The sequence below is a fragment of the Pedobacter sp. P26 genome, from assembly GCF_050632135.1.
Taxonomy (GTDB): domain Bacteria; phylum Bacteroidota; class Bacteroidia; order Sphingobacteriales; family Sphingobacteriaceae; genus Pedobacter.
In genome coordinates this window covers 5,022,866-5,045,029 of sequence record NZ_CP192574.1, presented here as the reverse complement: position 1 = coordinate 5,045,029, position 22,164 = coordinate 5,022,866, and the positions used below count along the sequence as shown (strand labels likewise).

Annotated in this window: 14 protein-coding genes; 7 read left to right on the top strand and 7 right to left on the bottom strand. The window is 40.9% G+C overall.

All coding sequences use genetic code 11. The features are described 5' to 3' along the window. Positions 1–288: 288 nt before the first annotated feature. The 3 genes from ACQ86H_RS23335 to ACQ86H_RS23325 form a co-directional block, all read right to left on the bottom strand. Positions 289–1,473 (bottom strand): MFS transporter, encoded by a 1,185-nt coding sequence (locus ACQ86H_RS23335; RefSeq protein ID WP_138820274.1) that lies wholly within the window; start codon positions 1,471–1,473, stop codon positions 289–291. Positions 1,474–1,822: 349 nt separating this feature from the next. Continuing rightward, positions 1,823–2,017, bottom strand: coding sequence for a hypothetical protein (locus ACQ86H_RS23330; RefSeq protein ID WP_431292668.1), 195 nt, complete (start codon positions 2,015–2,017; stop codon positions 1,823–1,825). A gap of 87 nt (positions 2,018–2,104) precedes the next feature. Continuing rightward, entirely contained in the window at positions 2,105–2,689 is a 585-nt protein-coding gene (locus ACQ86H_RS23325; protein ID WP_029279592.1) for an RNA polymerase sigma factor, read from the bottom strand. Positions 2,690–2,949: 260 nt separating this feature from the next. Between ACQ86H_RS23325 and uvrA the strand changes: the two genes are divergently transcribed. Next, entirely contained in the window at positions 2,950–5,763 is a 2,814-nt protein-coding gene (gene uvrA, locus ACQ86H_RS23320; RefSeq protein WP_431292667.1) for an excinuclease ABC subunit UvrA, read from the top strand. Between the two features lie 8 nt (positions 5,764–5,771). Beyond that, a complete protein-coding gene (locus ACQ86H_RS23315; protein ID WP_193424072.1) occupies positions 5,772–6,425 on the top strand; it encodes a LysE family transporter in 654 nt (217 codons plus the stop codon). Positions 6,426–6,726: 301 nt separating this feature from the next. On the opposite strand, the gene ACQ86H_RS23310 is transcribed toward ACQ86H_RS23315, so the two are convergent. Together ACQ86H_RS23310 and ACQ86H_RS23305 are read right to left on the bottom strand one after the other, a co-directional pair. After that, a complete protein-coding gene (locus ACQ86H_RS23310) occupies positions 6,727–8,232 on the bottom strand; it encodes a peptidoglycan DD-metalloendopeptidase family protein (protein ID WP_431292666.1) in 1,506 nt (501 codons plus the stop codon). Further along, positions 8,229–8,552: a hypothetical protein gene (locus ACQ86H_RS23305; RefSeq protein WP_431292665.1), complete on the bottom strand. Its 324-nt coding sequence runs from the start codon at positions 8,550–8,552 to the stop codon at positions 8,229–8,231. The genes ACQ86H_RS23310 and ACQ86H_RS23305 overlap by 4 nt, the downstream gene beginning before the upstream one ends. Before the next feature lie 137 nt (positions 8,553–8,689). On the opposite strand from ACQ86H_RS23305, the gene ACQ86H_RS23300 reads away from it, so the two are divergent. From ACQ86H_RS23300 to ACQ86H_RS23290, 3 genes are read left to right on the top strand one after another with little or no spacing between them, the layout of a single operon-like run. Next, positions 8,690–9,535 (top strand): metallophosphoesterase family protein, encoded by an 846-nt coding sequence (locus ACQ86H_RS23300; RefSeq protein WP_431292664.1) that lies wholly within the window; start codon positions 8,690–8,692, stop codon positions 9,533–9,535. A 12-nt stretch (positions 9,536–9,547) separates the two neighbouring features. Further along, positions 9,548–10,387 carry a hypothetical protein gene (locus ACQ86H_RS23295; protein ID WP_138820286.1) on the top strand — a complete coding sequence of 280 codons (840 nt, stop codon included), beginning with the start codon at positions 9,548–9,550 and terminating at the stop codon, positions 10,385–10,387. A 16-nt stretch (positions 10,388–10,403) separates the two neighbouring features. Continuing rightward, entirely contained in the window at positions 10,404–12,845 is a 2,442-nt protein-coding gene (locus tag ACQ86H_RS23290) for a bifunctional YncE family protein/alkaline phosphatase family protein (protein WP_431292663.1), read from the top strand. A 114-nt stretch (positions 12,846–12,959) separates the two neighbouring features. Here ACQ86H_RS23290 and msrA read toward each other — a convergent pair whose 3' ends face one another. Together msrA and ACQ86H_RS23280 are read right to left on the bottom strand one after the other, a co-directional pair. Further along, on the bottom strand, positions 12,960–13,448 hold the full coding sequence (gene msrA, locus ACQ86H_RS23285) for a peptide-methionine (S)-S-oxide reductase MsrA (RefSeq protein WP_431292662.1): 489 nt from the start codon (positions 13,446–13,448) through the stop codon (positions 12,960–12,962). Between the two features lie 1,806 nt (positions 13,449–15,254). Continuing rightward, the gene (locus ACQ86H_RS23280; RefSeq protein ID WP_431292661.1) at positions 15,255–16,502 is read right to left on the bottom strand and encodes a YdcF family protein; all 1,248 of its coding nucleotides are present in this window, start codon (positions 16,500–16,502) and stop codon (positions 15,255–15,257) included. A 322-nt stretch (positions 16,503–16,824) separates the two neighbouring features. Between ACQ86H_RS23280 and ACQ86H_RS23275 the strand changes: the two genes are divergently transcribed. Continuing rightward, positions 16,825–20,106 (top strand): SusC/RagA family TonB-linked outer membrane protein, encoded by a 3,282-nt coding sequence (locus ACQ86H_RS23275; protein WP_431292660.1) that lies wholly within the window; start codon positions 16,825–16,827, stop codon positions 20,104–20,106. 10 nt (positions 20,107–20,116) lie between these two features. Beyond that, a complete protein-coding gene (locus tag ACQ86H_RS23270; RefSeq protein ID WP_431292659.1) occupies positions 20,117–21,646 on the top strand; it encodes a RagB/SusD family nutrient uptake outer membrane protein in 1,530 nt (509 codons plus the stop codon). Positions 21,647–22,164: the final 518 nt, after the last annotated feature.

Sequence of the window (22,164 nt, the reverse complement as noted above, 5' to 3'; positions counted from 1 at the left end):
AGAAGCCACATTGCTGGATCCGATAGCCATCGGATGACAAAGCGCTTTGGGTACTTTGGCGCTCCAAAGTACCATGCCTCCGCGGCATAGAGCGGCAGAAGAATCTTATAACTAATTGTGTCCACGCGGTAGGATTTTCCATCGGGATGAGTGTATCGCGGGGCTGACTATTTTTAGCTGCACTTACTTTCATTTCTAAAAAGTTAGCTTGCAACTAAATTTGAATAATTGAGTTTTTGAATGAGGGAATGACTTATATTTCTCACTCAATCATTCTGTCATTCGAAATTAGTGAAAAGAAGTAACGGGGACTTTAACCTTTTCGGTTACTCCCTGGTTGCTTTTAATCAACCAAAATGCAAAAAATGCACCAACCAAAGCCATAGCGGCGCCTACATAAGCGGGCGAAGTATAATCGAAACCATACACTAACGGGAGCCCACCGAAGAAGGCGCCTAAAGCATTACCAATGTTAAAACTCGCCTGACTAGCAGAGGCGGCCAGCATTTCGGAGCCTTTGGCACTCTGGATCATCAGCATCTGGATAGGGGCGGCCAATGAAAAAGCGACCGCGCCGGTAACAAAAGTCATAATTAAAGCTAATGGCTGACTTGCAGACACAAAATGCACAATGGTTAAGGTAACCACCATGGTGAGCAACAAAGCTGCAGATGCTTTTGCCGGTGAAAATTTATCAGCCAAACGTCCGCCAATGTAATTGCCGAACATCATGCCTAAACCAGCCAGCATTAATATATAAGTTACAGCATTTGACGAAAAGCCCGCAACATCTGTCATTAACGGAGCGATATAACTGTACCAGGTAAATAGGCCGCCTGTTCCGATAGAGATCATGAAAATGATGATCCATGCTTCTCTTTTTTTGAAAAAACTTAATTCTGCTTTTAAATCGCGGTTTTTTGTCGCTTCTAAAGCGGGCAACCATAATTTTAAACTTAATAGGGTTACCAAACCTACAAATACCACCACGGCAAAAGATATGCGCCAGGAGAAATTGTGTCCAATATAGGTACCCAATGGTACGCCCACAATATTGGCAATGGTTAAACCCATAAACATGAGTGATACGGCCTGTGCAGCTTTCCCTTTCTCTGCAATTCTACTGGCTACTACCGATCCTACACCGAAAAATGCACCATGAGGTAAACCAGAAAGTAATCTGGCAATAAATAAAGTATTAAAAGTTGGGGCAAAAGCAGAGAAGGCGTTAAAAACGGTGAACATGATCATCAAAGCGATCAATATCATTTTTGGTGGATATTTGCCTGCAATCATAATTAATAACGGGGCACCGATTACTACACCCAATGCATAAGCGGAGATTAAATGCCCGGCTTGTGGAATGGTTACTGCTAAATCTTTTGAGATATCAGGCAATAGGCCCATCATCACAAATTCTGTGATCCCGATGCCTAAACCGCCTAAAGTGAGTGGAAGTAAGTTCTTGTTCATTGTGCCCTTAGTGTTAAAATTACACTATGCAAAGGTAGGGCTTTTTATGGAAGGAGATTGTAAAAATTAGGACATTTATAGGGGGATGGAAGAATGGTTGATAGCCAATAGTTCATTGCTAGATTGGTTCATGGTTGAATTGTTGAGGGCTTATAGTCAGATGGTTCATAGTTGATAGCCAAATAGTTTATGTGCTTATCGCTTAGGCCGTTTGCCAATGAACTATTAAACCCTAACCCAGTTTACAGTTGCCAGTGAACTAATGAATCATCACCCATCTCACCTTTTACATTTTACATAAAAAAGGTTGCCCCACCCTGTGGAACAACCTTTTTAACCAGTGTAAATTTTATAATGACCTGCTGTAAGCTAAAATCCTGTTGATGGTTTCATCTTGAGGATCTTGAGCCAGTCTATCTAACTTACCTTTTATTTGATCATAAAATAAGTCGATTTCTGCGTCCGATTCGATATCAGTTCCAGGCTGAAACATGTTGGGTGTAGGTAAATTTACATTGTTTTGTGATGTAGAGGTTTTTGTCATAAGCAACTAAATGTGATAAGTTTTATAAACTTAACGATAGTTAAGATGCTTTATTTCAAGCCCTCAAAAAAATATGTAACATTTTTACTACCCTTTGTAGGTCATTTCTTTTGTTTTAAGCATTTTACGCAAATTGCTAAGCGCATAACGCATACGGCCCAAGGCTGTATTAATGCTGACATCAGTTAAATCTGCTATTTCTTTGAAGCTCAAATCTGCATAATGACGCATGAGGAGCACTTCTTTTTGCTCATCAGGCAATAAATGGATCATCGCTTTTAAATCTTTATGGGTTTGATCGCGAAGCATTTTGTCTTCTGCGCTCTCATCATAAAAGTGTAGCATATTGAATACATCCATTCCATCAGCACTGGTGATAATAGGTGTTCTCTTTTCTTTTCTGAAATAATCTATAACCAGGTTATGTGCAATACGCATTACCCAAGGTAAAAACTTACCTTCTTCATTATATCTTCCCGATCGCAGGGTATTGATTACCTTTATAAAAGCATCCTGAAAAATATCCTCTGCCAGATATTGGTCTTTCACCAATAAGTAGATAGAGGTATAAATTTTACTTTTATGTCTTCTTAAAAGTTCCTGCAATCCATTCTCGTTCCCGGCAATATATACCTTTACCAGGTCCTGATCATTATATGATTGTAAATTCATAGGTTTACCTACACTAAATCCCGTACTATTTGCTAAAAATTAATTTGTAGATGTTTAATTTCTATAGCTTATCTCCTATGTTTTTTGAAATGTGTTAGTTTGGTTTTGAGGTTGTTAATGTTCAAAGAAAGTTATTTTTTTATCAAAAAACAAAAAATAAAATGTTAAAAAATAAATTAACCGTCTCAGTACCCTATTTTTGTATCTTCTTAAAACCCTAACCACATTCTGGGGTTATACATTTATATTCGTTACTATACATGAGCAAAAAAGAGGCCGAAAAAGATCCGCATAAAAATATTATCATAAAAGGTGCCCGGGTGCACAACCTAAAAAACATCGATGTTGCCATTCCAAAAAATAAACTTGTGGTGGTAACGGGCATGTCTGGTTCTGGGAAATCTTCACTAGCATTTGATACTTTATATGCAGAGGGACAACGCCGGTATGTAGAAAGTTTATCATCGTATGCCCGTCAGTTTATGGGCAGGATGAATAAACCCGATGTTGATTATATTAAAGGTATTGCTCCGGCAATTGCCATCGAACAAAAGGTTATTACTTCCAACCCACGTTCTACCGTTGGTACCTCAACTGAAATTTACGATTACCTGAAACTTCTTTTCTCGCGTATAGGGAAAACCATTTCACCTGTTTCAGGCAAAGAAGTAAAAAAAGATTCGGTAAGCACGGTGGTAGATTATGTAAATGCCATGCCTGAAGATACAACGGTAACTATTTTTTGTCCGTTATATCCGCATAACAACCGTACGATTAAGGAAGAACTGGCTATTTTATTACAAAAGGGATTTTTACGTGTGCTGATCAATGATAAAATAGAAAAGATAGAAGCTGTTTTAGACGATGCTGATTTTAAAGATGAAGAACTCACAGATGATAAAACCGTTCAGATCCTGATCGATCGTATTGTAACCAATCAGGAAGAAGAAACGTTAAGCAGACTGGCCGATTCGGCACAGACCGCTTTTTTTGAAGGTAAAGGCGATTGTTATGTAGAAGCCCAGGGTCAAACGAAACATTTTAGCGATCGTTTTGAACTGGATGGAATAAAATTTGAAGAACCTACTCCCAACTTTTTCTCTTTCAACAATCCTTACGGCGCCTGTAAACGCTGCGAAGGTTATGGAAACGTAATCGGCATTGATGAAGATCTGGTAATTCCTGATAAAAGCAAAAGTGTTTATGATAATGCCATTGCCCCATGGCGTGGCGAAAAAATGAACGTCTGGTTGCAAAACTTTATTAAAGCTGCTCCGAAATTCGATTTTCCTATTCACCGTTCCTATAGTGCGCTTACTGAAAAAGAACAGCAATTACTTTGGACCGGCAATAAATATTTTGCTGGATTGCATGCTTTTTTCAAGGAACTGGAAGAGCAGACTTATAAAATCCAGTACCGCGTGATGTTATCACGCTACCGTGGAAAAACCACTTGTCCGGATTGTAAAGGCTCGCGCTTGCGTAAAGATGCCTCATACGTTAAAATAGCAGAAAAATCAATTATCGATGTGGTTTTAATGCCATTATCGAAAGCTTTAGTTTTCTTTAATGAACTGAAATTAAATGCGAACGATACCAAAATTGCCAAACGTTTGCTGGCAGAAATTGATAACCGTTTCCTGTATTTAAACAATGTTGGTTTGGGTTACCTTACCTTAAACCGTTTGTCCAATACTTTATCAGGAGGAGAATCGCAGAGGATCAATTTGGCGACTTCATTGGGAAGTAGTTTAGTGGGTTCTATTTACGTTTTGGACGAACCAAGTATCGGTTTGCATCCACGTGATACCAATAAACTGATTGAAGTATTGATTTCGCTTCGTAATGTTGGTAATACCGTTATAGTGGTAGAGCACGAAGAAGAAATGATGCGTGCAGCCGATCATATTATCGATATAGGTCCGGAGGCAGGTACTCATGGGGGTAATCTGGTTTTCAGTGGTAACTACGAGGAGATTTTAAAAGATAAAAATAGCTTAACAGGCCGCTACCTGTCTGGCGTAGAAAAAATTGCCATTCCGGATAAACGCCGTAAATGGAAAGACCACATCCTGATTAAAGGTGCCAGGGAAAACAACCTGCAGCATATTGATGTGAAATTTCCGCTAGGTGTTTTTACTGCCGTAAGTGGTGTTTCGGGATCGGGTAAAACCAGTTTGGTTAAAAAAATTTTATATCCGGCATTACAGAAAGCTATCGGAAATTATGCTGGTGAACAAACCGGTGCTTACGATGGTATTTTCGGTAACTACGATCTGGTAAGTGCTGTAGAAATGGTTGATCAGAACCCGATTGGCCGTTCCAGCCGTTCAAATCCGGTTACTTATGTCAAAGCCTGGGATGATATCCGAGCACTTTTTTCAGGCTTGCCAGCTGCAAAGGCGGCTGGACTGAAACCTGCTGCTTTCTCGTTTAACGTTGAAGGTGGCCGTTGCGATGTTTGCCAGGGTGAAGGTGAGGTAAAGATCGAAATGCAGTTTATGGCTGATATTTATCTGCCTTGCGAAGCTTGCAACGGCAAACGCTTTAAGCAACAGGTGTTAGATATCACTTATAAAGAAAAAAATGTTTCCGAGATTTTGGATATGACCATTGATGAAGCGGTTGATTTCTTTAAGGATGAACAGAAAATCCTGAATAAGCTAAATCCCCTGGTTGATGTGGGTTTGGGATATGTGCATCTGGGGCAATCATCAAATACTTTATCGGGCGGTGAGGCGCAGCGGATCAAGCTGGCTTCGTTTCTGATTAAGGGCAATAATGCCAATAAAACGGTATTTATTTTTGATGAGCCAACCACTGGTTTGCACTTCCATGATATCAAAAAACTCTTAAAAGCATTAAATACACTTATTGAACAAGGGAATACCATTTTGGTTATCGAACACAATATGGATATGATTAAATGTGCCGATTGGGTTATCGATATTGGCCCTGAAGGAGGTGATGGCGGTGGTAATGTGGTATTTGAAGGAGTGCCTGAAGAATTGGTTAAAGTAAAAAATTCGTACACCGGAAAATATTTAGCATCGCATTTAAATTTAAATCCATAATTTCGGCAATGCTTTTTCTAACGTTTTTCATCGGCATCGCTCTCAATGCCATGGGTTATATTCCCCCGGGCAACATCAATCTTACTGTTGCGCAGCTAGCCATTAACAAGGGTATGCGCCAGGTTTGGTATTTTATTCTATCATTCTCCTGCGTAGAAGTGTTTTTTACTTTCGGGATGATGCGTTTTGCGAGATGGGCCATGAGCGACATCAATCCGAATGAGGCGGTAAGCGAAGTGCGATTGAGTACCCTGGTTGATTGCTTTATGATTGTAATGTTTCTGGTAATGGGCACCATTACCTGGAGAAACCGAAAGAAAGTACCTAAAACGAGCAATAAAAAAGAAGATAAACGCAGCGGAAGTGTTTTGTACGGATTAATTCTGGGCGTTTTAAACCCTGTTCAGATTCCATTCTGGTTGTTTTTTGGAAATTACGTAATTTTACATCAATGGATCCAGACCGATTACCTCTCACTAGTGATATTTAGTTTGGGTTCGGGTGTAGGCTCGTCTCTGGCCCTTTATGTATATGCCCATTTTGCAACGTATATTCAGGAAAAATTTGCACTAAGCAGTTTGATTATCAATAAATCTATAGCGATATTTTTGTTCGCACTGGCAGCCTATCTGGTTGTCAAACAGGTAATTGTTATTCTATAAATCTAATTCAAGGTCTGTGTTTCCACAGGCCTTTTGTTTTGCCATTTTAACGAATTTTTTTCTCACGGACGATTTGTTCGTAGTTCTTTTTTTGCCACGGAGGCACGGAAAGCACGGAATGAGTATGATTGGTTTATGGTGTCGAATAAGGTTGTCAGTTTGAGCTCATCGAAGACTAATCCAAGGTTTTTGTTTCCATAGGTTTTTTGTTTTTAGTCTAGTCTTTATAATGAATTTTTTCATTATAAAGCTGTTTTTTTCATTCTGTGAGGGCACAGACCGGTGAATAAACAGTTGATTGTTATTTTATAATCCAGCCGGTTTCTGTACCAGCGCTGCCGATGAGTTGATAATTGCCAAAAGTACCTAAAAGGCTTACCGTTTGCCCTTCGTTTAAAGTCGTTTTAATCGCCGCTAAACTATCGGGTTTATCGTAAACTTTTTGCTGAAGTAAATTTATTTTAAGCTTTTTTATTGGCTCAGTTACTTGTACAAGTTTGTTGCTTTGAATAAAACCTGTGCTTCCATCTGGCAGTTCTGCCTTATAATAATTTCCTGTTGCAGCATTTGCCTCTACAATTGTACCCGCGTTAAGTGTAGCCAACACAGTTGCTTTACTTTGCGGCGAAGAAAACATTTTAACGGCAGATGTGGTCCTTAAGGTTTTATTTAATTTAGTGCCCGAAGCGGTAACGGCAGCCGGAATTTTGGTTACAGGATCAATAAAAGGCAGTGGATTTACCGCACCATTAAAAGTATAAATGCCAAAGTGTAAATGGGTAGGCGTAGTACGGGCATTGCCGGTATTTCCCATAAGTCCTAAAGTATCGCCAATTTTTACTTCCTGTCCTTCAATAGCAATCTGTTCATCCAAATGGGCATAATATAAGGTGTAATCTTTGTCTTTTGGGCGCATCCATACTACTTTTCCACCCAGGTTATTTTCATTTACCCTTGTTACCTTTCCTTCCGAAATCGCCAGAACAGGTGTTCTGAAATTACCGAAAATGTCTACACCTTCATGTTTCCTTGCATCATTATCCCTGCCATCTCCCCAATAACTTTTTATACTGTTGGTGTTTTTTGATTTTATGGGGAAAGCAAGCGATGGACCAGTGGTAATTTCTAATTCGTAAGCCACATTCTGCAGCAGTTCTGGTTGTAACCTGATCAAATAGGTGCCCGTTTGATCAATATCGAAAACAATTGGATTATTTAAAGTATCGGCCGAGGCAATAAGTTTTTGGGTCTGATCCTTGCTATACCAAACATCCATATAAATCAAAGCACCACCCGAAGGTGTTTTGTTCAGCTTCATGTTTAATTTTTGCCCTTTGGTTGCATTGAATTTATAAGCAGTCGCCGGAACTTTATCCGCGGCAAAATAACCGTTCTCCCTGTATGGGATATTAATATTCAGTGCTTTTTGCGTACTCATAACAGCGGCATTTAACCATGCCGAACCCATTGCCGTTTTATCCAGACCTACATTTATCAGCTTTTTTTGATATTGCTCATGTGGACTAGCGGCCTTAAATAGGTTAACAGATCCTGTTTTGCAGGAAAGTATGGCCATTATAAAAGCAATAGAAAAAAGCCACAGCATGGATCGGAAAGTTTTCATTACGTTAAGCTTTTTTAAGCGGTTAAAAACGGCTGCCGTTACCAGCCCGCCGATTACATACCACGCTACCGTTAATATCTTTGTTTTACCTGTTTTAGTGACAGGAGTATCATCCAATCCAACTTTATCAGGGATGTTTATTGCGCCCAAGCCAGCGGTAATGCCTGCAATTGCACCTTTCACATAGATGTTTTTTTGTCTCCTAAACCAATTGCACTATAATATAAGCCATTGCTTATGATGTCACCGGCTAGGGTGGCCAGATAGAGATTATTTCCTTCAGGAGCTTCCAGGTTTAAAAGGTTCATCGATTTTGACAGCGCCTGTTCGCCCAAAAGATCAATCCTGGGTGCATCAGGATCAAGCCGCTTAACACTTTCATGCAATATATTCAAGGCTGCAGCACCTGCAAAGCCGGCGATTAACGATTTAAGTAGTTTCATAATAGCATAATCCCTGCAAGTGGTAAATTGTTTTATTGGTTTAAATTTTATGCTTTGCATAGCTGTTTCCGATCTTTTTTTGTTATAAAATTGATACACAGATAAGGTTCTGTTAACCTAATGATAACATGAAATTTATGTTTAAGAAGTTTGGTCACGCTAATATTGGGCTTTAATACAAAACATATTTTATCCTTATGTCTAACAGACGGTTTTTTCTGAAAAATAGTCTGGCTGCTGCGGTTGTGGCCAGTATTTCGCCGGTTTTATCCTCATTTGCCGATGAACAACATCCTGTTTCTGCTAAATCTGGTAAAGCGCCCAAATTACGTTTCGCCATCGCATCCGATGGTCACTATGGCCAGCCGGGTACGGAATATAAACTCCATCACGAAAATATTGTAAGATGGCTGAACGAATTGCATGATAAAAACCCGCTGAACTTTGTCATCATCAATGGCGATCTGGTTCATGATCGTCCTGATTTGTTACCTGAAGTGAAAAAAGATTATTACGATAAACTCAAGGTTCCTTTTTACGCTATTCCAGGTAATCACGATCACGCGGACACCAGGATTTGGAAATCGGTTTTTGGTTACGGGGATAATTTTTCTTTAGAAAAAAATGGGGTGGGTTTTGTTTTGGCCAATACTTCTGATACAAAAGGAACTTATTTATGCCCTGACAACGATTTTTTAAAACAGGAACTGGACAAATTTAAAAACCTGAAAACTGTTTTTGTGGTATTGCATATTCCACCACATTTCTGGGTGCCGGAAAGTCCGTTTGTCGATTGTCCGGATACGATTAAACTTTTGCACAGTTATGCAAATGTAAAAGCTGTTTTTCATGGGCACGACCATAGTCTTGATGCTGTTTTTTATACCGATAAATTGCCTCATTTTTTTGATGCACACATTGGTGGCAACTGGGGCACGGCTTATAAAGGTTACCGGATTGTTGAGGTTGATGAAAATGATAAAATCCAGACTTATCAGGTAAATGCCAGTAGCTCGCCATTGTTAAACGAAACAAAGTTCTAAAATATCCATTAAATGAAAAAGACATTTTTGATGCTCATCTTTGCCGGTGCCGTATTAAACTGTGCTGCCCAAAAGCTAAGCGAAACCAAAACAGATGTTAAAGTGGGAACGAATGCGGCTCAGCCTTTTCTGTTTTCTTTAAATACCTTAACTGCAGAGAACCCACGTTGGAATATCCATTATTCAGGTAGTTACGGAGAAAGAACCAGCGGGCAGTTTGGTTATGATGGCCTAGGACAACAGTTTGGTGTTAAAGGGTATTTAGGCAGCAGGTTTACCTTATATGCCACTGCAGCCATCGGTTTTGCCAATTCAGGAGGCATTACCTCTGCCGAACAGGCTGAAGTAATCAGAGATTTGCTGGGAGGTAAGGATATTGCCGGCTTCAGGCTTGGCGCAGGTTTAGGTTTGAGCAGAGACTGGTCTAACACAGGTTCGGCGATAAGCCGGATTACAGCTTCATTTGACCAGACAAACTGGAGAATGGCGGGTAACCTTCGTTTCGAAAAAGCTTTTGATAAAACAAGGGACAAGCTTGATTTTATTACCAGTTTTGGGTATCAGCACCGTGTTTCCAACGTATTGTATCTTGGATTCGAAGCCTTAGGGCAGGATTTAGAAGGATTTTGGGAAAAAGACGAGGCAGAAGGTGGTGCAAAGGTAATGATCGGACCATCAATCAATCTGGAGCCAAACCATTCAAAACTTTCATTCTCTATTTCCGGAGGACCTGTTTTTTACGCCACCCGCAGTCAGGCTATTCCATCAGAGGCCATCCGCGAAATCGGTTCGGTAGCATCGGGCAATGGCTATACCATCAGGGCCCTTGTAAACTTTAATCTTCACCGGTAATTTCAAGATCAACACAATGAAAAAATCACATATCCTTATTCTTCTTACGTTTTTGCTTGTACAGCGGGGCTTTGCACAATGGCCTGGTAAAAATGAAAGCACCCAACATATTTTATTGCCAAATGGATGGAAACTGAGTCCTGCGGGGCACTCCTTACAATTGGGCGATCTGCCTTTAAATATGCAGTTAAGCGCATCGGGCAAGTACCTGGCCATTACTAATAACGGGCAAAGTACGCAGTCGCTTCAATTGATTGATGCCAAAACCGAAAAGATTATCGATGAAAAAGTTTTGAGCAAATCATGGTATGGCATTGCCTTTAGTAAAGATGAAAAACATCTTTATGCCTCCGGCGGCAACGATAACTGGATTCTGGATTTTAATATCCAGAACAATAAACTGGGCAAAAGTGATACCATTAAACTGGGGCAGGTTTGGCCAAAAGGAAAAATCAGTCCGGCAGGCATTGTGGTAAACAAAAACAACAGTAAATTATATACGGTAACCAAAGAGGACAGCAGTTTATACATCATCAACCCTGCTGAAAAGCAGATACTAAAGAAAATTCAGTTGCCTGCAATTGCCTATAGCTGTGTTTTAGCTGCAGATGAAAGTAAGCTATATGTATCACTTTGGGGCGGGAAATCGGTCGCGGTTATCGATCTGGCCGCTGAAAACATCGAAAGGCTTATCCCTGTAGGTGATCATCCAAACGAACTTTTACTCAATAAAAAAGGGAATACTTTGTTTGTGGCCAATGCAAATGATAATACCGTTTCAGTAATCAATACCCTAAATAATAAGGTGATCGAAACCATTGCCACAACACTTTATGCCACGCAGTTAACAGGCTCTACCACCAACGGTTTGGCTTTAAGCGCCAATGAGAGAACCTTGTACATTGCCAATGCCGATAACAACTGTTTAGCAGTTTTTGATGTAAGCAAGCCCGGGGTGAGCCAGAGCCAGGGTTTTATCCCGGTAGGCTGGTACCCAACAAGTGTTAAAGTATTGGGCTCGAAAATTTTGGTTACCAACGGCAAAGGCAATACCTCTATGGCCAATCCTAAGGGGCCGCAACCCATTTCTAAGGTAGATAATAGCGGTTACCAGATGGGAAGTACCGCTAATAGCAGGCTGCAATATATAGCAGGATTGTTTAAAGGAACCTTATCTTTTATAGATGTGCCAAAACCACAGCAATTAAAAATATACACCAAACAGGTGTATGCCAATACCCCCTTTACCGATAAGCGCACAGTTACTGCCGATGGTGAAGCGGGAAACCCAATTCCGCGCAAACAGGAAGAAAAATCGCCTATTAAACATGTTTTTTATATCATTAAAGAAAACAGAACCTACGATCAGGTACTTGGCGATTTACCAAAAGGAAACGGCGATTCTACGTTAACCCTATTTGGAAGAAAAATTACCCCTAACCAGCATGCTTTTGCTGAGAATTATGTGCTGCTTGATAATTTTTATGTGGATGCCGAAGTAAGTGCAGATGGACACAACTGGAGCATGGCCGCTTACGCCACAGATGTAGTGGAAAAAACCTGGCCAACCAGTTATGGCGCACGCGGTGGCAGCACAACTTTTGAAGGAGGTCGTCCGGTTACCTACCCCAAAGGAGGTTTTATCTGGGATTACTGCCAGCGGGCAGGCGTAAGTTACCGCAGCTATGGGGAGTTTGGCGATTATGGCAAAGCAAATATTAAATCGCTGCAAGGCCACATGTGTGCTGCGTCGCCAGGTTTTGATATGGACATTAAAGATCAGGTACGGGTAGATGCCTGGCAGCACGATTTCGATTCTCTATTGGTTGCAGGTATGGTACCGCAGTTTAATACCTTAAGAATATCTAACGACCATACCAGCGGACAAAAGAAAGGGAAGTACTCACCGCAGGCAGCAGTTGCCGATAATGATTTAGCCGTGGGACGTATTTTGGAACATTTATCGCACAGTAAAATCTGGAAAGAGTCAGTTGTTTTTATCTTGGAAGATGACGCACAGAATGGCCCGGATCATGTTGATGCACATCGTTCGCCAGCTTACGTAGTTGGACCTTATGTAAAGAGAAATACACCTGTGCATACCATGTATTCTACCTCTGGTTTTTTGAGAACGATGGAACTTATTTTAGGCCTGCCGCCAATGAGCCAGTACGATGCTGCAGCCATGCCACTATATGAATGTTTTACGGCTACGCCTGATTTTACACCTTACAATGTAATTCAGCCGCTTATCGATTTAGATACCAGAAATGTTGCCCTGAACGAAAGCAGCAAACGCTCTGAACTGTTCAACCTTGCCAAGGAAGATGCTGCACCGGATTTAGATTTAAACGAAGTGGTGTGGAAATCAGTTAAAGGCGAGCAATCGGTAATGCCAGCGCCAAAGCGGAGTGCTTTCGTGATTTTGGAGAAGAAGAAAAAAGATGATGATGATTAGGGCTTAACTATAATCTCATTTTAAACAAAAAAGGCAATTTTCAATTAAGAAAATTGCCTTTTTTGTTTATGTTTTTCCTTTCGCTACACGCCAAACTCCCCGCGCTAAACTGATTTATAATTTCCAGTCCGGTCTTTCGAAATGACAGGTATAACCGTAAGGGTTTTTCTGTAAATAATCCTGATGTTCTTCCTCTGCATTCCAAAAATCAGTTTCCGGTACCACTTCAGTTACAATTTTGCCCGGCCATTTGCCTGAAGCATCCAACTCTGCAATTAATGCATCGGCCGTATTTTTTTGTTCTTCACTAGTATAAAATATGGCTGATCGGTACGATGTACCTACATCATTTCCCTGTCTGTTGCGTGTGCTCGGATCATGGATCTGGAAAAAATATTCCAATAACTTACGGTAGGTTAAAACAGTCGGGTCAAAGGTAACTTCAATGGCTTCGGCATGTGTACCATGGTTCCGGTAGGTGGCATTGGGCACATCTCCACCAGTATAACCTACAACCGTAGAAATTACACCTGGGTAATGACGGATGAGTTCTTCTACTCCCCAAAAGCAGCCGCCTGCAAGAATGGCTTTTTCAGTATTCATATATCTTTCCTCTTTTTTAATTAATTAAAGATACGGCGAAGATGTGTAAAAGGAAAGTAAAGAAGGGTTGCTGTTTAGTTGTACGGTTAGTAGATGATGACAAATGATAAGATAAGCTGTTTTTGTCAATCCTGAGGTATAATTTATAGGATAAAAATCAATATAGTTGACAGCAATTAATCTACGTGTAAAAATCCCCCGAGTTACCGTCATTTCGAGCGGACCCGATAGCCATCGGGTGCAACGCAGTCGAGAACCCGAAGGCTCTGCGAAGCAAAATCTAACTAAACAGATCTCTCCACTTCGCGTTGCTCCGGTCGAGATGACGACCGAACTAGTAGATTCTGTCAATGGTAGTGTAGTAGAAGGATTTTTTACACGTCAAATTTCATAATCATATATTCCTCAGGTGGTTAAATACATCCAGGGTCTTCGACTACGCTCAGACTGACAAATTTAGGCGACCGCAAGCTTATGTTTTGGAGCGCAAGGCCTGTACATAACACTAAATTTCTTCCCGTCTTCCGCTTTTACGCTTCGCTTCCTCGTACCTCGTTGCTGCAGGGTAACGCTTCAGCCGGGGCTAATGAAGTACTGCAGCTTTTCATTTGTGAGTTTGCAGGGCGCATAAGCCCTTATTCCTAAACCCGACAGCAGCGGTTCCGGTCCTTCATCGGAATTAGCGAATGGCGGGACTGGTAGCCGCCAAGAACTACAGATCGCTCATTTCCTAATTCTAACAAATGTTCTATTTCGGTTGGTGAGATACAAACCGATAGGATAATGCATCTAAAAGTCTTCGACAACGCTCAAACTGATAAATTTAGGCAACTGCAAGCTTATGTTTTGGAGCGCAAGGCCTGTACATAACACTGAATTCTTCCCGTCTTCCGCTTTTACGCTTCGCTTCCTCGTACCTCGTTGCTGCAGGGTAAGGCTTCAGCCGGGGCTAATGAGGCAAAACGGCTTTTCATTTTTGAGGTTGCAGGGTGCATGAGCTCTTGTTCCTAAACCCGACAGCAGCGATTCCGATCCTTCATCGGAATTAGCGAATGGCGGGACTGGTAGCCGCCAAGAACTACAGATCGCTCATTTTCTAATTCTAACAAATGTTCTATTTCGGTTGGTGAGACACCAACCGATAGGATAAATTTCTTCCCGTCTTCCGCTTTTACGCTTCGCTTCCTCGTACCTCGTTGCTGCAGGATAACGCTTCAGCCGGGGCTAATGAGGTACTGCAGCTTTTCATTTGTGAGTTTGCGGGAGCACCAACCTTTGTTTATAAACCCGACAGCAGCGGCAGCCTCCGATTAAGCACCGGTTTATATTATATTTTGGTGTGCTTGCTTGTTTCACAGGTCTTCTATCGGAGCTATAGCGAATGGCGGGACTGGTAGCCGGCAAGAACCACAGGTCGCACATTTTCTAATTCTAATAAATGTTCTATTTCGGTCGGTGAGACACCAACCGATAGGATAAAGACACTAAATTTCTTCCCGTCTTCCGCTTTTACGCTTCGCTTCCTCGTACCTCGTCGCTGCAGGGTAACGCTTCAACCGGGGCTAATGAGGTACTGCAGCTTTTCATTTGTGAGTTTGCAGGGTGCACAATCCGTAGCTTATAAACCCGATTGCAATGCAAAGCCCGTAAGCGAGGTACGAGTGCGGACTTGAAATGGAAAGCGGGACCACAATACCCCAAGAACCACAAGTCATTCGTTTCCTAATTTGAAGAATCCGTTTTGCTGTACCTGGCTACAAAAAACATTACTATAAAGACTAAAATGGGATTTAATGTTTTCATAAACTAAGGATCTAGCGGTTCATCAAAATCAATTTGTAATGACGCTGTATTTAAGTAGAATTCTGATTCGGTATCACTTAAACGTTTTCCGTTTTTATAAGGATAATAGCCGAGTTCTTTTTTGCAGCGTTCTAGCAGAACATCGGTGATGTAGTAGCTCTGCGATTTCATGGTACAAACCATTCCAGCTTTATTTACCGGCATACCGTACCTGAACATCAGCCTGGAACAATTGCGCAGGTTGGTGGTGGTGTGGCGGGCATGCGGTTCCATAATAATGGCACTTTCGGGTATCTGAAGGGTTTCCATTAAAAATTTCTTCATTTCATAGGCTTCGCTGAATTTGGTTTTATAAGGATGTACACGTCCGCCCGAAACCACGATAAATGGTGCCATGCCTTTTTGGTACTGCAAGGCTGCTAAGCGGCAACGGATCATTCCGCCCGGGCTGAGCGCAACATCTTTTTCTTCCGGACCAGCACCCGGAACGAGGATTACGCTGTAAGGATATTTTTTCCAGTCTGTTTTTTTGACTTGGTTAACCGCGGCAAGGTTTATGCCTTTAGCCATCGGTTCGTAATCTGCGGCATCATTACGTTCGTTCAATTCTAAAGCTTCCAGTGTAAATAACATAGCCGGTTCAAAAAAGAGCTTATTATTGTCATGCAGGGATAACAATGCGCTGGCTGCGGTTAGTTCTGTATATTCTTTATCCCTTAAACTGAAGCTGATGGAATCTATTTTCGGGTAATTGGGTTTGTTTCCTTCAACATATACGCCAATGGTGTAATTTATTGCCTTGGCATCCTGCTCCCAGGCTTTAACTAAAAGCGTTTTGTGCTGTTCTTTGGCAAACATGGAATAACAACCTGAGGGGATCAGATGATTTTTTACCAAATCTCCCAATGGATTATTTTCTGTATAAAGCAGCGCCAAACGGTTTCCAATATGGGCTATTTCCTCATTGTTGAATTTTAAAGCTTTGGCGTAACAGCTAATATCTGTTTTGCAGGTTTTCACCGCTTCATTTACCTGCGTGGTTTTTGTTTTGTAGATGTTATTCAGTACCGGATCTGTATTTAGCATTTTGCGCAACCCGGGCAATTGCTGAAAGAGGCTAAGCAGGTAATAATTTTTGTATTGCACTTCGTTCCTGGTCTTAATTAATTGATAAGATTGTTGTGGTACATCCTGTGCAGCTAAACCTGTGCAGAACAGGCAGAGCATAAGGAAAGGATAGAGGGATTTCATTGAAAAGTTTTGGTGACAAAATTAAAGACCTGCCATTAAAGAAACATTAAGAGGGTGTTATGCTTTGATTCCATAGTAAACCGATTTAGATGTTATTTAATTTGGCTTAATGTTAATTTAAAGTACGTGTTCAGATTGGTGTGAAGAGTTAACGTGGGGGATACATAGTGTTAAAAATACACTTATAGTTTTGCCGCTGTAGAACGCTCTGTAATTAACCCTGTTAACTTAAAAGGATAAGCCTATGTATATGTGAAATCTACACTTCTACTTAAAACACAAAACCCAATTATATTTCAGAACCATTACTAAGAACAAAAAGATGACATCATTTTTTTTAACCGCAGGTATAAAAAATACCTGCCGGAAATTGCTTTTGCCTTTAGGCTTACTGGCCATCTGTAATTCAGAAGCAATAGCCGTAAACCACGGTATGCTTGCTCCAGGAGTACACCATAAAATATTTGCTTCGGTAAGTGGAACGGTTACCGACCAAAACAACCAACCTTTACCAGGTGTAAGCGTATTTGAAAAAAAGACCAAAAAAACAACGGTTACCGATGCTAATGGTAAATACTCTATTCCGGTTGAGGATGGGGCAATTTTAGTATTCTCTTATATCGGTTACGATAACCAGGAAGTTGCGGTTAACGGACGCCAAAATATTAATGTTATTTTAAAAGAAAGCAGCAATACATTAAATGAGGTTGTGGCTATCGGTTACCAGAAGATCAGAAAATCGGATGTAACGGGAGCCATCAGTAGTGTTAAGGCCAGCGAGATGAACTTAACTTCTCCAACTGTTGGCCAGGCCCTGGTTGGTAAGGTTGCAGGTGTACAGGTATCGCAAACCAGCGGTGCGCCATATTCGGGCACTAAAATCAGGGTGAGGGGTGTCGGTTCGATCAATGCGAGTTCGGATCCCTTATACGTAATTGATGGTTATCCGGCAGGAAACAACGTATCCATCAATCCGGAGGATATCGAAACCATCGACATTTTAAAAGATGCTGCTTCTGCTGCCATTTACGGTTCAAGAGGTTCAGGAGGGGTTGTGTTAATTACCACTAAAAGAGGTGCTGATGGAAAAGGAAAGTTTGAATATGATGTTCAGGGTGGTATTTCTCAGCTGGCTAAAAAAGTAAAACTATTGGATGCCAACCAGTTTATCCAGCTTTTAATTGACGGGCGTAACAATGCCTATAAAGATTTATGGGTAAACTCAGGCAAAACCTGGAATGATGCCATGTTCAGCGATAATAATACCACGCGAATTGCCAATGTAGGTAATGGAAGTAGTGTAAGCATTCCTGCCGATCTTTATAATTTCAGCACACAACAGGCCATTCCGGCAACTTATAATACCGATTGGCAGGATGAGCTTTACCGCAATGCGGCTTTCCAACGCCATAACCTTTCATTTTCGGGCGGTACCAAAGATGTTAAGTATTTTTTAAGCGGTGGTTACCAGAACAATGGTGGTATTGTAACCAACACCAATCAAAAAGTAACCAACTTCAGGGGTAATATTGATGGCAACGTGAGCGAACGTTTACATGTAGGTGCAAATATTTCTTATACCCAGAACGATAACCGGGAGGTGAGGGAAGGTCGTTACGATTTAAGTCCGATGATGTCGGCTCTGATCTACCTGCCTTATCTGCCGGCAAAGGATGCTAATGGAAATCCCATCCAGTTTGGCATGGGGGCTTTATCCTCTCAGTACGGTATCCAAAACCCAGAGAATCCTTTGGCTACTGTTGAACAAGTAAAAATTACCAGAAAAGGGGCTCGAAGTACCTATAATGCCAACGCCACTTATAAAATATTGGAAGGATTAGCTTTTAAAGCCAATTTAGGTACACAGACCTATAATGAGAAATATGATTTTTACCTGCCAACCAGTTTAAGTAATGGTAATAATCCGCCTTATTCTACTGCTGCAATAACGGCGGCGAATGCCATAGCGCAAACCCTTAGCCAGGTCGATCAGCTTGGTGAGTTTACCTTAAACTACAATAAAACCTTTGGTAAACATAAACTGGATGTTTTAGCAGGATATTCTGCGCAAAAAACAACGAGCGATCTGATCCGTATTTCTGCCAGTGGTTTTCAGAATGATAATATTGGTGAAATTACAGATAAAGGTGCTGATGCAGGATTTTTAACTTTAATAACGGATGGATCGAATAAAACAGGTAAAGCCACCAATACCTTACTTTCTTATTTCGGCCGTTTCAGTTATAACTATGCGGGCAAATATTTTTTAACCGGTTCATTTCGCCGCGATGGTTCATCAAGGTTTGGTCCGTTTAATAAATACGGTAATTTCCCTTCGGTAGCTGCAGGATGGAACCTATCGGAAGAAGATTTCTACAACAGTTTTCTTGGTGAACAATCTACTGTTAAGTTAAGGGCGAGCTGGGGATTAAGCGGGAATAACAATATTCCGAATTACAGAACCGAGCAGGAAATGAGTGCAACGGGTGGGGTGGTTTTTGGAAACGCGATTTCTACCGCCATCTGGCCAAATTCCATCCAGGATCCAAAATTGGGGTGGGAATCTACTTCGCAATATAATTTTGGTACTGATATCAGTTTGTTCCGCAACCGTGTATCCATTATCGCCAATTATTACCTGAGTTATTCTTACAACCTGTTGTTCAATCAGCCGGTTTCCGGAATTTCAGGTACCTCATCTATCCTGACCAATCTGACTGATAGCAAAATCCGAAATAAGGGTTTTGACATTCAGGTAGATGGCAGGATTATTCAGCAAGAGGACTTCAATCTTGGTTTTAGCGGTAATATTGCGGTTAACCGTAATAAGGTTTTAAATATGGGTGGCGCAAGTAGCATCTTTACCAATGGTGCGGAGCGTTCATACATTACACACACTACCCAGGAAGGGTATCCGGTAGGCATGTTTTACGGATTTAAGGTTTTAGGTCGTTTGACTGCAGATAATGTTGGGAAGGTTGCGTCTTCTGCTTCAGCAACCAATCCTGCAAAAATCGGAGATTTATATTTCCAGGATACCAATGGTGATGGAATCGTAAACGATGCAGATAAAACGGTAATCGGCACACCATACCCGAAATTTACCTACGGATTTGCCTTAAATACTTCTTATAAAACTTTCGATTTAAGGGCATCTTTCAATGGGTCGTATGGAAACCAGGTGTTGGATGGCCAGGATTATTACCTATATAACTTTGAAGGTTCTGGAAACCAATATGTAGAGGTTGCCGATCGTTATAGAAACGAGTCAAATCCCGGTAGCGGCTTAAATTACCGCGCATCGAGGGCGGGTACGCAGAGCAATAGCACACGTTTATCATCTTTTTACATTCAGGATGGTTCTTATTTCAGGTGTACCAACATCACCATGGGTTACACTTTCCCAAAATCGCTTGCCAGTACGCTTAAAGTGAATAATATCCGCGTTTATGCTAGTGTAGATAATGCATTTACCATTACTAAATACAAAGGTTATAACCCTGAAGTGGATTATAGCGGAGGTGCCAATTTAACGCCTGGTGTGGATTATGGTAACTATCCGCTAGCCAGAACCTATAATCTTGGCATTAAATTAACTTTTTAAAATTCAGAACATGAGAAAAAATATTTATATCGTTTTAGCCCTGGCTGTTGTGGTTGGCCTTGGTGCTTGTAAAAAGGATTTTCTGGATCAAAAGAATCCAAATGCTGTAGCGCCTGAAAATTATTTTAAAACAGAAAATGATGTTTTACTGGCCGTAAATGGTGCTTATCAATCGTTGAGAAGCAGTAACACTATGGGTGAGAACAGTGGTTTATTTACCGATGAACGCTCTGACGATACCGGAAGAAATGATAACCAGAGTAATGCGGGTGAACCTTTTCAGTTTAACGATTTTTCCCTGCTGCCAAGTAACTCCTATCTGAAAGCCCATTGGTTAGCCCTTTACAATGCGATAACCAGAACCAATTTTATTTTATCCAACATTGATAAAGCGAATTTTACCACTCAGGCTAATAAGGCAAATTATGCTGCAGAAGCTAAATTCATAAGGGCAATTATGTATTTCGAACTGGTACGGAAGTGGGGTGCCGTACCGCTGGTAACAAAACAATTATCAACTAATGAAGAGGTACTGCCCTTTGTTTTCCGCGTACCTGAAGCGGATGTTTACAATCAAATTGTAGCCGATTTAAAAGACGGATTAAACAGTACGTTACCCAACTTTGCGGCAACAGCGAATATCGGAAGAACATCTAAAGCCGCCATTAATGCCTATCTGGGTAAGGTTTATTTAACCATGGCAGCCACTCTGCCAAACAATAAGGCCGAAAACCTAAGCAATGCAAACACTTACCTGTTGGCAGCCTACAATATGAAAGCTTTTGGTAACCTTTCTGAAATTCCCTATACTGATGTTTTCGACGTAACGAAAAAAACAACCTGTAAAGAATTGATTTTCCAGATTTCTTACAAACAGGGCGATATTAATTATAGCTCTAGCATCGCCGCCAACAACCAGGCGAAAGGCGAAACCATTAATTCGTTAAAGGTTTCTACCGGTATCGGTGGTAATGTGAAGCTAGACCTTATTAACGAATATGAATCAAGTGATTTAAGGAAAGATTTTTCTGTAAAGTTTGCAAATGATGCTACGGTAAAAGATTGGTTTATTACCAAATTCCGTGATGCGAGTGAATTGGCTACGAAAAACGGTTATGGAGGCAACGACTGGATTTTAATGCGTTATGCTGATGTAATTTTAATGCTTGCGGAAGTTAATATGTTGCAGGGCAATGATGCTGTGGCTATTCAGTATTTAGATATGGTTAGGGCAAGAGCGGGTATGCCACTTTATGCAGTAACTAAAACGGATGCCACTTATGCCGCTAAATTCCCGACTTTAAAACTGGCTATTTTACACGAGCGTAGGGTAGAGTTTGCTTTCGAACACCAAAGATGGTTTGATTTAATCAGGAATTTTACTGCTGCAGAGTTGGTTACTTACCTAAAAGCGAAACCACAGTCGGCGTATGGAATTGCTAAGCTGGCTAACGTAACCACAAAAGACAGGTATTATCCTATTCCTTTTGATGAGGTGAAATTAGATCCGGTTAAAATGTATCAGAATCCGGGTTACTAAAAGAGTTGTAATGTATAAGAAAAGCGGTTCTGATCAATGATTGGGCCGCTTTTTTAGTTTTCATTGACAGATTCTAAAGAAAGTTTTCATTGCAATAAATTATCCCTCAGAATGACAATTTTATAACAGACTCATGGCTTTCTAAGATCCGCGAAAATCTGCTGATCTGCGGGAGCTCTCTTATTCGTTCCCGCCGATTAAAGATGATAAACGCAGATCCGGTTTGCAAATCTCGCTCGTATTTGTAATTCTGTCCGAATTTGTCACTTTGAGCTTAGCCTGTACTCAGCTTAGCGAAGTATCGAAACGCCTTGTAAGATATTTAAACCAGGTCCTTCGACAAGCTTATGATTGACATTTTTATCATACAGACTCCTGCATGGCTTTCTAAGATTCGCGAAAATCTGCTGATCTGCGGGAGCTCTCTTATTCGTTCCCGCCGATTAAAGATGATAAACGCAGATCCGGTTTGCGAATCTCGCTCGTATTTGTAATTCCTTCCGAATTTGTCACAGCCC